The organism is Marvinbryantia formatexigens DSM 14469, assembly GCF_025148285.1.
Lineage (GTDB): Bacteria > Bacillota > Clostridia > Lachnospirales > Lachnospiraceae > Marvinbryantia > Marvinbryantia formatexigens.
The window spans coordinates 3296159-3311386 of sequence record NZ_CP102268.1 but is presented as its reverse complement, the minus strand read 5'-3'; the positions used below and the strand labels follow the sequence as shown (position 1 = coordinate 3311386).

At 53.9% G+C, this 15228-nt stretch carries 10 protein-coding genes; all 10 read right to left on the bottom strand.

The window, feature by feature from the left end; genetic code table 11:
* Positions 1-61: 61 nt before the first annotated feature.
* Positions 62-1459 carry a glycine--tRNA ligase gene (locus tag NQ534_RS15420; protein ID WP_006862651.1) on the bottom strand — a complete coding sequence of 466 codons (1398 nt, stop codon included), beginning with the start codon at positions 1457-1459 and terminating at the stop codon, positions 62-64.
* Between the two features lie 12 nt (positions 1460-1471).
* Positions 1472-2065, bottom strand: a complete 594-nt coding sequence (locus NQ534_RS15415) for a hypothetical protein (protein WP_006862650.1) — start codon at positions 2063-2065, stop codon at positions 1472-1474.
* 62 nt (positions 2066-2127) lie between these two features.
* Complete coding sequence (gene recO / locus NQ534_RS15410; protein ID WP_006862649.1) at positions 2128-2871, bottom strand: DNA repair protein RecO; 744 nt, start codon at positions 2869-2871, stop codon at positions 2128-2130.
* Between the two features lie 14 nt (positions 2872-2885).
* Complete coding sequence (era, locus tag NQ534_RS15405; protein ID WP_006862648.1) at positions 2886-3818, bottom strand: GTPase Era; 933 nt, start codon at positions 3816-3818, stop codon at positions 2886-2888.
* A 32-nt stretch (positions 3819-3850) separates the two neighbouring features.
* Entirely contained in the window at positions 3851-6886 is a 3036-nt protein-coding gene (locus NQ534_RS15400) for an insulinase family protein (RefSeq protein ID WP_176944182.1), read from the bottom strand.
* Between the two features lie 177 nt (positions 6887-7063).
* Complete coding sequence (locus tag NQ534_RS15395) at positions 7064-9535, bottom strand: coiled-coil domain-containing protein (RefSeq protein ID WP_006861723.1); 2472 nt, start codon at positions 9533-9535, stop codon at positions 7064-7066.
* Between the two features lie 2 nt (positions 9536-9537).
* The gene (locus tag NQ534_RS15390; protein ID WP_040782930.1) at positions 9538-11604 is read right to left on the bottom strand and encodes an efflux RND transporter permease subunit; all 2067 of its coding nucleotides are present in this window, start codon (positions 11602-11604) and stop codon (positions 9538-9540) included.
* A gap of 207 nt (positions 11605-11811) precedes the next feature.
* The gene (locus tag NQ534_RS15385) at positions 11812-12396 is read right to left on the bottom strand and encodes a TetR-like C-terminal domain-containing protein (RefSeq protein WP_040782928.1); all 585 of its coding nucleotides are present in this window, start codon (positions 12394-12396) and stop codon (positions 11812-11814) included.
* 100 nt (positions 12397-12496) lie between these two features.
* Complete coding sequence (locus NQ534_RS15380; RefSeq protein WP_040783028.1) at positions 12497-13786, bottom strand: radical SAM protein; 1290 nt, start codon at positions 13784-13786, stop codon at positions 12497-12499.
* A 242-nt stretch (positions 13787-14028) separates the two neighbouring features.
* Positions 14029-15153, bottom strand: a complete 1125-nt coding sequence (locus NQ534_RS15375) for an aldo/keto reductase (protein ID WP_040783025.1) — start codon at positions 15151-15153, stop codon at positions 14029-14031.
* Between the last annotated feature and the right edge of the window lie 75 nt (positions 15154-15228).

Sequence of the window (15228 nt, the reverse complement as noted above, 5' to 3'; positions counted from 1 at the left end):
TATATTGAGCGCGCAGACTGCTCAGGGCAGACTGGCGCACGCTACCAAAGATATTTCATCATTAAAACGTAAATTTATCTGCAAAATACGCTTCCAGCTCGTCGATTTTCACGCGAACCTGCTCCATCGTATCGCGGTCGCGGACGGTGACCGCCCCGTCGGTCTCGGACTCGAAATCGTAGGTCACGCAGAACGGCGTGCCGATTTCATCCTGGCGGCGGTAACGCTTTCCGATGTTTCCGCGGTCGTCAAACTCGCAGTTGTATTTCTTTGAGAGCTGCGCAAAAATCTTCTCCGCGCCCTCATTCAGCTTTTTGGAGAGCGGCAGCACACCGATCTTCACCGGAGCGAGCACCGGATGGAAGTGCAGCACGGTACGCATGTCCGGCTTCTCCTCCGTTCCGATATTTTCCTCATCGTAAGCGCTGCAGAGGAACGCAAGCACCATACGGTCTGCGCCCAGCGACGGCTCAATAACGTACGGCACATACTTCCAGTTTTTCTGATCGTCAAAATACGTCAGATCCTGTCCGGATACATTCTGATGCTGGGTAAGGTCATAATCTGTACGGTCTGCGATGCCCCACAGCTCGCCCCATCCGAACGGAAACAGGAATTCCACGTCGGTGGTCGCCTTGCTGTAGAAGCTCAGCTCCTCCTTCTCGTGGTCGCGGTAACGCACCTCGTCATCCTTCAGGCCGAGATTGTGCAGCCAGTCAAGGCAGAACTGCTTCCAGTACGCAAACCACTCCAGGTCGGTATCCGGCTCGCAGAAGAATTCCAGCTCCATCTGCTCGAACTCTCTGGTACGGAAGGTAAAGTTGCCCGGCGTGATCTCGTTGCGGAAGGATTTTCCGATCTGACCGATACCGAACGGAATCTTTTTCCGGGAGGTGCGCTGCACATTCTTAAAGTTTACGAAAATGCCCTGCGCCGTCTCCGGTCTTAAATAAACCGTATTTTTTGCATCCTCCGTTACGCCCTGGAAGGTCTTGAACATCAGATTAAACTGACGGATATCGGTAAAATTATGCTTTCCGCAGGTCGGGCACGGAACATTGTGCTCATCAATGAAGTTCTTCATCTGCTCCTGTGTCCACGCATCCACGCTGCCCTCCAGCGCGATGCCCTTCTCTGCACAGTAATCTTCTATGATTTTATCGGCACGGAAACGCTCGTGGCACTCTTTGCAGTCCATCAGCGGGTCGGAAAATCCGCCCAGATGTCCGGAAGCCACCCAGGTCTGCGGGTTCATGAGAATCGCGCAGTCCACACCGACATTATACGGATTCTCCTGGATAAATTTCTGCCACCATGCGCGCTTTACGTTGTTTTTCAGCTCCACGCCCAGATTGCCGTAATCCCAGGTATTTGCCAGACCGCCGTAAATCTCGCTGCCCGGATAAACAAATCCCCTTGATTTCGCAAGCGCTACGATTTTTTCCATTGTCTTTTCCATAAATCATTCTCCTCACTCATATAAAATATACGCCGTTTCGTTTTCCTCGATGACCGCCGTGGATGCGTCTGTCACCTTTACATTTTCGCTGACATATTTAATCGTCCCCGGAACCTCGACCAGCATCGCCTGCCGGAGCGCGACCGTCTGATAATTTTTCCCTGTCATGATGGCGGAACCCCACACCAGCGTCTCCTGCGAGACCTTTCCGTCGGTCACCTCCGCAAACTTTCCCTCGAAGGCATACCCCGCCTGCACCGCGCCCTGGATATCCCCGGCGTAAAAGTCCAGATGGTTGAATTCTGCGTAATCCTCCGTACTGGCATACTTCATGCGAAGCTGCGCTATGCCGTCCTTTACGCTGAGACTCTGCTTCCTTACCGCCTTCGTCCCGGCGCTGTCGTTGTAGCTTTTCATCTGGGCATCCAGCCCTTCCTCCAGCTCCCCTTTGTCATAGTAGCTCTGATCAAATTCCTCGCGTACGAACTCCGTGACAGCTCCCTTCTTGTCTATGGAGATTCCGCTGACCGCCGGCGAAAAGCTGCTGCAGCCCGTTAAAAGCAGACCGGAACACAGCACGAAACCTATGACGCACCCCTTTTTCATCCATCAATCCTCCCAAAGTCATTCATAAATGATTATACTAACATTATCCCTCATTTTCAACTCTAAATCTGCAAACTTTCCAAAATCTCCAGCGTTTTGAATTTCCTGTCAACGTATGTTCTCCGGAAGCGGTCCTGCAGGCGCGCGAATTCTTCCAGCACCTCCTCCGACACTGTAAAGGTGTACAGCTTCTCAAGGGGCGTCGCAACCACGTACTGCATCGTAAATATGGTAGACTCCAGCAGCGTCTCCGCATGTGCCGCCCGCAGGCAGTCCGCGCAGACCACGCCGTTTCCCGCATGACTGTATCCCGTCAGATGCTCCGTGCTCCCGCAGACCGTGCAGCAAAAGACCTCCGGATACTCCCCGTTTATCACCATTGCCCGCAGCTCAAAGACATACCGCACCAGTTTTTTGGGCAGATGCTGATTCTCCAGCGCGCGCAGGGAAACGTACAAAAGCTTTAAAAGCTCCTTCTCATCGCTGTTTTCCCGCGCATAATAATCAGCAAATTCCAGGAAATACATACCGTAATACGCCCCTTCAAAATCCAGGGACAACCCCTCGAAATAATTGCTTATCTGCGCCTGGTAGATATTATAGGAGGTGCGTCCCTCGTAACACTCGAAGGTTCCGAAAGAAAACGGCTTTGCCGCCGCCATAAGGGGACTGTTCTGCCGCCTTGCGCCTTTGGCAAATCCGCTTATCTTCCCGCGCTCCTTCGTCAGAAGCACGATTCGCTTGTCGTATTCCCCCACAGGGACGGCAGACAGCACCATGCCTGTCAGTTCCAGTCTCTCACTCATCGCACGCTCCGCTTTTAGATTTCCTTTTTATCGTAGCCGAAATTCTTTATCAGAAAATCACTGTCCCGCCAGTCCTTTTTCACCTTCACCCAGAGCTTCAGGTTTACCCTCGCCTCCAGCATATTTTCAATATCCGTCCGGGCTGCGGAGCCGATTTTCTTCAGCATCGCTCCGCCTTTGCCGATAATAATACCCTTGTGGGAATCCCGCTCGCAGATGATGGTCGCGTCAATGTCAAACATTCCCCCATCTTCCCGCTCCGTCATGCGGTCGATTGCCACCGCAATGCCGTGCGGAATCTCCTCGTCCAGGCAGCGCAGCGCTTTCTCGCGTATCATTTCCGCAACGATCTGGCGCTGCGGCTGGTCGGTGATGGTATCCTCATCGTAAAACATCGGTCCATAGGGCAGGTATTTAAAGATGACATCTATGATTTCCTGCAGATTCTGTCCGCGCAGCGCGGACGCCGCGATAATATCCGCAAAATTATAAATTTTCCGGTAGGCGTCAATAAATTTCGCCACCTCCGTCTTCTGCACCGTGTCAATTTTATTGATAATCAGAACCACCGGCTGCTTTACCTTTTTAAGCTGCTGCACGATATGCTGCTCGCCCGCGCCGATAAAGGTAGTCGGCTCCACCAGCCATAAAATTACATCCACCTCGGAGAGCGTGCGCTCGGCAACGTTTACCATGTATTCGCCGAGCTTGTTTTTCGCCCTGTGGATGCCCGGCGTATCCAGAAACACAATCTGCCCGCGGTCACAGGTATAGACCGTCTGGATACGGTTTCTGGTCGTCTGCGGCTTGCGCGAGGTGATCGCGATTTTCTGCCCGATCAGATGATTCATCAGCGTGGATTTGCCGACGTTCGGACGCCCGATGAGCGTCACGAACCCCGATTTTGTACCGCCGTTATTTTTCAATTCGTTTAAATCCAGTTTCATTCACATTCTCCCTGCCCGGTAAGCGTAACCGTTCAGCCCGGCTGCGACCCGTCTGAGCCGCTGCCAATGAGCGGCTTTACCTCACAGAACAGCTCCTTCTCTTCTTTTATCTTCTCTCCGTTTCCGATTACGCAGATGCAGTGCTCTTTCAGAACCGCCTCCACCAGCGGCGCAAGCGCCCGGATATTTCCCGGCGTGGCGCTTAAGATTTCATCGCGCTCACGCTGCAAATCCTCCTGCGTGATGTGGCACAGATACGCCGCCAGCGATCTGGCGCCCTTTGCCTGCGGATTCTGCGGCGTGTCCACCTCGCTCATCGTTCCGATGATATATTTTGTCATGTCGCGGTCGCTCACGCTGAAGCTCTTCAGATATTCCGTGATGCCCTCATACACCTGCAGCGTTCTTCCGAGATTCGGGTCGCGGTAGGATACGAAATACGTATCGCCCGTGCGCCCGTAGCCGCTCATGCAGCCGTATGCGCCGCCCTGCACGCGGATGTTCGTCCACAGATATTCATATGCCATAATGGTCTTTAAAATGCGCAGCGCCCCGGTGTAGGTGCAGCCTGCCCGGCAGAAGTTGCCCGCCGTCGCCACATACTGGACCTGCGAGGAGGTCGCAAAGCCCTCGTTCTTTTTGCCAAGCGGCGCCGCCAGTCCGTGTAATGCACTCACTTTATCCGCCCGGTCTGCGCACGCTGCTGCACCGGCATTTTCTGCACCTGCCGCTGCATCTGCCGTTTCTTCTCCTGCCGCTTCTGCGCACGCTGCATCCAGCTTCTTCTGCAGCAGACGGATGCGCTCCTTTATCTTATCCAGCGCCTCCGGCTCCGCCGTCACGCTGACCAGCAGGTTTTCCTTCCGGAAAAGCACCGCCATCAGCTCCTTTAAAATACCTGTCAGCTCTTCCTTCTTATCATCAAACTGCTCTTCCAACAGCTCTGTTGTCTTATAGAAGGAGATTCCGGTTGTGCGGTCGCCAAACGCCGCCGTGCCGGAGAAATACGACATTGCGCGGTTTGCCGCCGCCTGATGTCCGGCAGAATTCAGACGCATCTGCATCCGCGATTTCATGCGCGCAATAATTTCATAGAGACGCTTTTCGTCCGTCAGCTTCGACGTGAGCAGAATTTCCTCCATCATATCGAAGGCAAAATCCAGCTCCGCATAGAGCACCTTCGCCTTCATTTCAAATTTTGCACAGTAATTTCCCGGATGCGCCGTATCCGCAAAAACGTCCACCGCCGGATAAATTCCGCCGGAGTGGATGTCGATTTCGTTGCTGAGCTCGCGGTAGCTGTAATGCTCCGTGTCCACCATGCCAAGGATGCCCTTTAAGACGCCAAGGTATTCCACCTTATCGCCCGGCACCGCCGCCGCGTCAAACAGCAAATCGATGTAGGCAATCCCATTGGTATCGATTTCATGGCTGACCAGCGTCGTGCCATCCACGTTTTCTTCTTTATTGTACAGCGGCGCCGCCTCTTTTCCGATGTCGGAAAGCCTGAGCAGCGGAATCTTCTCCAGCTCCTCCTGCGTGGACGGCGTCTCCTGGAAGGCGCGCAGCCGTTTCGTGTTCTCCACCAGCTCCGCGATCTGCTCCGCAGACAGGGACGCCTTGTACTGCGCCAGCTTCCCGCGCACGCGCTCGTCCTCCTTTGCCGTCAGATTGCACTCCGGCTCCATGACGATCACGGAAGCATGGGTATTTTCAATCAGGAAGCTTTTTATCAGCTCTTCAAAATAACGCCCTTTCGTCTGCTCCTTCAGGAACTGGCAGACCTCAAGCTGCTTCAGGTAATCAAACGGCGCGTTATCGTCGTAGAGCCAGCTGTCAAAGGTGTCGATGCCGTACATCAGTCCGCGCGGGAAGTTGCCGTAATCCGCCTCGCGGAACTTGAATTCCAGGTTGTTGATGGCGGCGAGCAGCGCCTTCTTCTCCAGCCCCGCATCCGCCAGCTTCTGCAGCGTTTCCCGGATTACGGAAACGAATTTATCCTTATCCTCCGCATTCGCAAACTTTGCTACCACAGAAAACACCGGCTGCAGGATGCCGCCGTCGTAGCCGCCCTCGATGTCCTTTCCGATGCCCGCGTCCAGAAGCGCCTGCTTCAGCGGAGCGCCCGGCGCAGAGAGCAGCACGTACTCCAGCACCGCCATCGCAAAGGACAGATTGACATCGGACGCTTCGCCCACTACCACATTCCATGCCAGATACGTGTTGTCCTTTTCCTCCTCCGCTTCGGAAACCGGGTAGGCAATCGTCAGCTCCGCCGGCTTGTCAAACGGCTTCTGAAGGGGAATGGCGGAATCGATTTCCATTGCGTCATATCTGCACAGATATTCTCTGTCCAGCCACGCCAGCCGCTCCTCCATATCCATATCCCCGTAGAGGTAAATGTAGCAGTTGGACGGGTGATAATAGCGGCTGTGAAAGGAAAGAAAATCCGAATATTTCAGCTCCGGAATCACCTTCGGGTCACCGCCCGACTCCACCCCGTAGGGGGTGTCCGGGAACAGGGAATTCATAATCTCACGGTCCAGCATATCGTCCGGCGAGGAAAACGCCCCCTTCATTTCATTGTATACCACACCGTTGCAGGTCAGCTCGTCCTCCGGATTTTCCAGAATATAGCTCCAGCCCTCCTGCCGGAAAATCTCTTCCTTATGATAAATATTCGGGAAAAACACCGCGTCCATATACACTTCCATCAGATTACAGAAATCCTGGAAATTGCAGCTCGCTATCGGATATACCGTCTTATCCGGATAGGTCATCGCATTCAGAAAGGTGTTCAGCGACCCCTTTGCCAGCTCCACAAACGGGTCCTTGGACGGGAATTTCTCGCTCCCGCAGAGCACGCTGTGCTCCAGGATATGCGCCACGCCCGTGCTGTCCGACGGCGGCGTGCGGAAGCCAATGCCAAATACCTTATTTTCATCATTATTTTCCAGAAGAAGGATGCGCGCGCCGCTTTTGCGGTGACGCAGCAGCGTGCCGGTCGACTTGACATCGGCAATCTCTTCCGTCTTAATTACATCATACTGCGGTAAACTGCGAAACATCTGCAAACCTCCAAATATCATACTATTTTCACATCATAACCAGTTTCTGCGGTCCTATACCGTAACCGCGTCGAGACCATTATATATTCTTTTCCATAATTTTGCAAGGAGGTCAGAAAACGACAAAAAAAAGAATCCCATTGTTATCCGGGATTCTTTTTGCCGGCGGCAGAGCTTTTAATCTGCAATGCCCGCCGTCTCGATAATAAATTTTACGCTGCCGCTTTCCGCTTCTCCGCCAAAGCTTCTGTAGTTCTCTCCGGCGTCTTTCATTTCCTCCAGACGGTCGAGGAAATCCTGCAGATCGTCCTCCAGGGCGCCGGTAATTTTGTCGATGCCCTCTTCTTTAAATTCCTTCATGCCGTCGGCAAGCTCCTCCGCTCCGTCTGAGAGCTCCTGCGTGCCCTCGTCGAGTTTGCCGCCCGCCTCCGCAAGCTGTGCGGTTCCGTCTTTGAGCTGCGTACTGCCGTCCGCAAGATGGACAATGCCGTCCGCAAACGCCGCCGCGCCGGAGGATAACTGATGTCCGCCGTCAGAAAGCTGCTGCACGCCGCTTCCAAGCGCCTCCGCGCCCTGGGAGAGCTGGTGTCCGCCGTCAGAGAGCTGACCGATACCGCTGCCGAGTGCGCCGGCACCGTCGGAGAGCTGTGCGCTGCCCTTCTTCAGTTGTCCGGCTCCCGCAGCCACCTGTGCCGCGCCCTGTTTTAATTCTTCATTCTTTCCGGTAAGCTGCGCAGCTCCCGCTCTCAGCTCTTCGCCCTTTTCTGTAAGCTGTGCGCCGCCTGCTCTCAGGGTTTCATCATTTGCTGTGAGCGCCGTCGCTCCGTCAGAGAGCTGCTGTGTAGCAGCCGTCAGGGTCTGCAGTGCCCCGCTGATATCCGTGCCGCCTGCTCCCGCAGCGCCTGCAAGCGCCGCTTTTATCTGCGTCAGCGCCTCCTTCGCCTGCCCCTGGTATGCGATATCCGTCTGAAGCTGCGCGATGCTGGCGTTTAGCTGCCCCACGTAATTGTTGTAGGTTTCCGCATAGCCGCCCAGCGCCTCCGGCAGACTGCCCGGCAGGTTTGCCTGCACGCCCTGCAGCGTTGCCAGCACTGACTGATTTCCCGCAATCGAAGCCTCCAGCGCGCTGATGCAGGTATCGATTGCCGCGGCTGCCGACGAAAGGTCTGCGCCCGGATTTTCCAGCGCCGCGCCAAGCTGCCCCGCCAGTGCCTGCACCTGCTCATTCAGTGTAATGACGCCGCCTGCAAGCTGGTCCGCTCCGGCAATATAGGCATCTGTTCCCTGTACAAACTGCTGCGCACCGTCCACATAAGTCTCCACGCCCGCCTTCAGCGTATCCGCGCCGTCCGTGTACTGCACGATTCCCTGCTGCAAGGCCCTGCTTCCCCTGGCAAGCTCACTGCTTCCGCTCTTCAGGGCATTGACGCCGGAAATCAGATCACCCTTTTTGCTGTTCAGGGTATCGATGCCGGACGTCAGACTGCCGACGCCGGAAATTAAATCACCTTTTTTGCCGTTTAACGTATCAATCCCGGATACCAGAGACTGGACGCCGCTTAGCAGTTCTTCTTTTTTGCTGTCCAGCGTCGCGATTCCGTCCGCCAGCGTTCCCATGTTTTCGTCAATCTCTGTCATGCCGTCAATCAGCTCCACACAGGAATCCCGCAGCTCCTTCACGCCGTCCGCCAGCTCTCCGCTGCCGTCTGTCAGCTCATCTGCCGCGTCCTCAAGTTCTTCGACGGCATCTTCCAGCTCATCCAGATTCCGGATATCGTCAAGGCCAAGCTTCGATAAATCCAGATTCGTCGCCGCCGTCATGGTCATCGGCAGCTCAAAATCCGTCACATCCGCCTCCATCTCAAAATAATCCGGGATTTCAATATCCTCCAGCTCTTCCTTCTTCTCCAGGGTGAGGCTCTCGGAAACGCCCGGAAAGCCCATGCCGACCACGATTTCCTTCTCGCCGTCCGAGAGCACGCGCCCATGCTCTGCCGTCACATTGGAAAATTGTCCGGACGGAAGCACCACGCCTGTCACCATTGCAAACGGCGTATAGACCTCCCCGTCCTTTTTGTGGTTTACATAAGTAAACCGGATACGCACGTGACCATCCTTCCCGGCAAGCTCCTCCGGAGAAATTTCCTGTCCGTCCAGATAATAAGAGACCTGCACCTCCACCGGAAGCTCCTTATCGGTCGTTCCCTGATAGTAGATATCGTTTCCTCCGGCATTCCAGACCACCTTGGACCCATTCTGCGTGAAAGTTTCCTCGCCCTTCACATTCTCAATATTCTGAAGGGCAGTGATATCTGTCAGTGTGTCCGTCCCGCCGGTATTTTTCAGCCAGGCGCTGACGATCACCTCCTGCGGCTCGCCGTCCGCCGACGCCTTCACGTAGACGGTCTCTTCTTTTTCCGCGCCTTCCCCGACCGGCTGTGCACTCACCTTTTCTGCCTCCCGGCTTTGGGACGCTTCGTCCGCTTTTGGTGCTTCCGTTTCTCTGGCACCCTCAGATGACGCTTCTGCCTCCCGGCTTTCCGTGTCTCTGACGCTCTCTGCGCAGACGCCCGCCGCGCCCTGCCCTGCCAGCAGCACACCCGCCATTGCGGCGGCAATCGATTTCCTTATCTTACGGTTTCTGTTCATAATTATTTTGCCCCCTTAAAGCCCTTGCTTGTTTTACAGATTACTTTGTCAAATATCATATACATCGCAGGCAGCATACAAAGCACAACCACCATGCTGATCAGCGCGCCGCGCGCCATCAGTGTGCAGAGCGAACTGATCATGTCGATGTTGGAATACATGCCCACCCCGAAGGTCGCCGCAAAAAAGCTGACAGCGCTGACAATAATTGATTTCATGCTGGAGCGGTGGGCAATGCGGACAGCCTCGTGCTTGCTCCTTCCGCCGCTGCGCTCCTTCTCATAGCGGCTCGTCATCAGAATCGCATAATCGACCGTCGCGCCAAGCTGGATGGTTCCGATGACAATGGATGCGATGAACGGAAGCTGCGTCCCTGTCAGATACGGTATGCCAAGGTTGATAAAAATGGCAAATTCAATCACCGCAACCAGCAGCACCGGCAGAAACAGCGAGCGGAATACAAAGCAGATGATGACAAATACCGCCAGTATGGAAACGGCGCTGACCACGCGGAAATCCTTATCGGTAATGGTAATCAAATCCTTTGTGCAGGGCGCTTCCCCGACAAGCATCCCGTCCGGGTCGTATTTTTTCAGAATCGTGTTGAGCTCTGCAATCTGGTTATTCACCTCATCCGTGGCAACCTGATATTCGTTGTTTACCAGCATCAGCTCATAGTTTTCGTTCTCCAGAATCTCTTTTATGGAGTCCGGAATCATGTCCTCCGGAATCCGGCTGCCGAGCAGCGTCTCCAGACCAAGCACGTCCTTTACGCCGTCCACCTGCTCCATCTCGTCAATCATCTCATGTACCTGCTTTGACGGCAGGCTGCTGTCGATGAGCAGCATGTGCAGCGCTCCCATATTGAATTTTTCCTGCAGTTTATTATTCGCCTGGATGCTCGGCAGCTCCTCCGGCAGCGAGGCGTCCAGATTGTAATAAACCGGCGCGTGATTCTGGCAGTATGCCGCCGGGAGAATCAATACAGCCAGCAGCACTGCAAAAATCCGGTAGTGCCGGATAATGAAATCGGAAAGCCTCGGCAGCTCCGGCAGAAGCGCGCGGTGCTTCGTTTTTTCCAGAACCCCGTCGAAAATCATGATCATGGACGGGAGCACCGTGACGCAGCAGATCACGCCGATTACAACGCCCTTCGCCATCACAATACCCAGGTCCAGACCGAGGGTAAAGCTCATAAAGCAGAGCGCCGCAAACCCCGCTACCGTCGTCAGCGAGCTGCCCGCCACCGACTTGAAGGTTTTCTCAATGGCATGCGCCATTGCCTCCTTCCTGTCCGCAAACACGCCGAGCTGCTCCTGGTAGCTGTGCCAGAGAAATATGGAATAATCCATTGTCACGCCGAGCTGCAGGACCGCCGTCAGCGCTTTGGTAATGTAAGAAATCTCTCCCATAAACACGTTGCTTCCGAGATTGTATACTATCGCCATGCCGATTCCGAGCAGAAAAACCACCGGCACAAAAAAGGATTCCATCGTCACCGCCAGCACGATTGCCGAGAGAACCACGGCGATCAGCACATAGATGGCAATCTCGCTGTCCGCCAGCTCCTTTGTGTCCGTGACGATTGCCGACATGCCGCTTAAAAAGCACTGTGCTCCGGCAATCGAGCGTATCTCCTTAATGGCGTCCATCGTCTCGTCCGCCGAGGTCGTCGTATCAAAAATCAGAAACATCATCGTGGTATCGTCTTTGTTGAAAAACTCCAGCACCTTATCCGGCAGCATTTCCATCGGAACGCTCAAGTCCAGAATACTGTCGTACCAGACGACTTTTTCCACGTGCTCTACCTGCTCCAGCTTCTCCTTCAGCGCCGCCACATCCTTATTTTCCATGCCCTCGCACAGAAACATAGAGTAAGCGCCGGTGCCGAACTGCTCCGCCAGAATGTCCTGTCCCTGCATGGTTTCGATACTGTCCGGCAGATAATAAAGGATATCGTAATTAATCCTGGTGTTAATGTAGCCTATCACCGACGGTATCAGAAGCAGCAGGCTGAGAATGAAAACCGGAACGCGGTATTTCACGATTTTCTCCCCGACTTTTAACATATTATCTACTTCCTTCCCTTTTGTTTTACATCTGGTAATATGCCAGACGCCCGGCGTTTTTTCTATAGGCATAAAAAAATCCATGCACATTTTTTGTGCATGGACCCTGTTTTGTCTGAATTTTTGCGAATGAATCAATGCTCTGGAAGCTCTTCGGAGCATCCAGCCGCACAGACGGAAGTTTTCTGGTCTGCGCACGCCTGCTGACTACGCTCCGCTTTGCTGCTGCGCTCCGCTCTCCTGCGCCGCTCTTGCGAGCATCCGGGCGATGCTGCCCTCCTGCAGGAATCCGACCCGGCGGATAAATTCCTCCGGCTCCTGCTTCATGCCTCCGTCGAGCCATTCCAGCACAATCCCCACCAGCGCGCATTTGTAAAAATCCGCAATCGTCCCGATATCATCCACGGAAACCTGCATCCCCTCCGCCTGTGCGCGCACATAGGACAACATAATCTCGCCGGCCACATTGTACAGAAAGCGTTCCAGCTGGCAGCGGTCTACGGAATTATAGATATGATAAATTTCTCTGCGGTTTTCCAGCGCGTACAGCGTACAGCGCAGAAAGCTCTCCTGCCAGTCGTTCTGCGCAATCCCCTCCGCCAGCACCTCCGCAGCCCGCTTTTCAAACACTTTATGCAGCAAATCAAAAATATCCTCATAGTGATAATAGAAGGTATTACGGTTGATCCCGCAATCCTCCACGATATCCTTTACTGTAATTTTATCGAACGGCACCTCATTTAAAAGTCTGATAAACGATTTTTCAATCGCTCTCTCCGTGAGCTGTGACATGCTTACCTCCCAATTTCGCATTCTCTTTTCCTTATCTTATCACAGCCCGCGCGGCGCCGCCAGTTATTTTTTTAACACTTTCGCCGGACAGCCGGCATCGTTATGCTGTAAAGACCGGCGACTGCAGAATCTCCAGCAGCGACTGCCTGCGGATGTTCAATTCCGGATAGTGGAGGGACGTACACGGTCCGGCATCCCCGTCGGCATTGATATGCAGATAACGACGTCCGTCGCCAAAGCAGCCGTCTGTTTGTTTCACATCACCGGAACAGTCGTCCGCATACTCTCCGCCACCGGAACAGTTGTCCGCATACTTCCCACCGCTCTGAAAATCTATCGCAAAGATGGGGTACGTGCGGCGCAGCCCGCGCACTCTCTGATGCATAAATCCGCGCTGCTCCCCTGTCGGCTGCAGTTTCTCCCGGACAGTCTGCCGCCCGGAGACTGTCTGTGGCTCTCCCGGAACTGCCTGCCGGCCGGAGATTGTCTGTGGCTGCTCCCCGACTGCCTGCGCCCCTGCCGCGCTCTTTCCAACCGGCATATACGGAAAATACCACACAAACTTTGCGCCCCACTCCATTATCTGCCCGATATAGCTGTCGCTGCTGACAAATTCCATATTCCCGCCGGTATAACAGACATGGATGCCAAAGAGGAGCCTTTTCTTTTTCAGAATCTCCATCGCCTCCACAATCTTTGCAAAGGTTCCTTTTCCGTAACGCCCTTCCATCTCCTCCTCAAACCCGTCCAGGCGGATTACCGGGATCAGATTTTTCAGCTCCAGCATCTTTTCCGCAAACTCCTCATTTAACAGGGTAGCATTGGTACATACCAGGAACTGACAGTCATGATGCTTCCGGCAGAGCGCAATCAAATCATATTTTCTCATCAGCGGCTCTCTGCCTGCGTAGATATACGTATAAACGCCAAGCTCCTTGCCCTGGCAGATGAAATAATCCAGCTCGTCAAAGCTCAGATCCCGTCTGCTGCCGTACCGGCTCATACCGCAGCCGCTGCAGCGCAGATTGCAGGCGGAGGTCGGCTCAATCAGAATCACCTGCGGAATACTGCATTCATACCGTCTGCCCAGATGTTCCCGCTGCTGCCTGCCGGTCAGCTTTGCATTCAGCACATAATTTTCGAAAATCGTCTTCAGCACGCGCCCGTCAATGTCCGTCCACAGATTTTTCAGAAGCCGGTACATGCTGCTGTCCGGTTCCTCCAGTATTCTCCGGAAGACTTTTCTCTGCGGCTCGCAGCTTTCCGGTCCTTCCCCCGCTATGCGGTCCACCCAGTCCATCAGCCTGCCCATATTTACATCCGGATCCTTTCCGATATAATCGATTGCCATCTTCAGCCCGGATTTCATCATCCCATCTGACACGTCCATAGTCATTCCCTCCTTCAGAAAACGCGTTTTTCCGCTTTATTTCCAGATTCACCAAACGGCTTCTGCCTTTATCTTAGAGAGAACCTTTTTCCGCAACAATAGGCAAACTCCGCACAATGTACAAATTTTGTACATTTTCGCGGAGTTTGTCTGATAAATGGTCTGTTCCCGGCGCGTCTGCTTCGTATCAGTCCGGCCAGACTGCCCTGTTATCTGCCGCCGGACAGGACAGCGTCTTTTTATTATTTCAGCTTTGCCGCAAAATCTGCCATCGCTTCAGAAATCTTAATCTGCTGCGGACAGACCGCCTCGCAGCTTCTGCAGCCCAGGCAGGCGCCCGGCTGTTTTTCCTGCGGCACCGCCATCAGCGCCATCGGCGCAATAAATCCGCCGCCGGTAAAGGAATGCTCATTATAGAGCTTCAGCAGCATCGGAATATCCAGCCCCTGCGGACAATGTGATACGCAGTAATGACATGCCGTGCAGGGCACTCCGCCCGTCATCTGACCGGCAATCTCCAGGAGCGTCTTCATTTCCTCTTCTGAAAGCGGTCTGTCTTCACCAAAGGTTCTGATATTATCCTTCAGCTGCTCTTCGTTTGACATTCCGGAAAGCACCATTGTCACCTCCGGCAGCGTCTGCAGGAAGCGGAACGCCCACGCCGGGATCCCCTCCTCCGGACGAAGTGCCTGCAGCTTCGCCTCATTCTCCGGTGAAAGCTTTGCCAGCTTTCCTCCGCGGAGCGGCTCCATCACCCATACCGGCAGATGATGCTCCTTTAAGAGCTCCACCTTTTCCTTCGCATTCTGGAACTCCCAGTCAATATAGTTCAGCTGGATCTGGCAGAATTCCATGTGCTCACCGTAAGCGTCCAGAAAACGCTTCATCACATCGTAGCTGCCATGCGCGGAAAAGCCCAGATGCTTAATGCGTCCGTTCTCCTTCTGCTTCAGCAGATATTCAAAAATGCCGTATTTCGGGTCGAGGTAGGCGTCGATATTCATTTCGCATACGTTATGGAACAGGTAAAAATCAAAGTATTCCACCCCGCATTTTTCCAGCTGCTTCTCAAAAATTTCTTCCACCTTATCCATGTTTGACAAATCATAGCCCGGAAATTTGGTAGCAAGATAAAAGCTTTCCCGCGGGTATTTTGCCAGCGCCCTGCCCATGACAAGCTCGGAATTTCCATTGTGATAGCCCCAGGCTGTATCGTAATAATTGATTCCCTGCTTCATGGCATACGCCACCATCTCATTTACTGCCGCCTCGTCGATCACACTGTCGTTTCCGTCAATCACCGGCAGACGCATTGCTCCCATGCCAAGCGCCGATAATTCTAAATCCTGGAATTTTCTGTAAATCATCGCATATCCTCCTTCTTTCTGCACCGGACGTTCCACATCCCGGCTGATTTTTTTGTACAAATCCTCCGGTCTCTT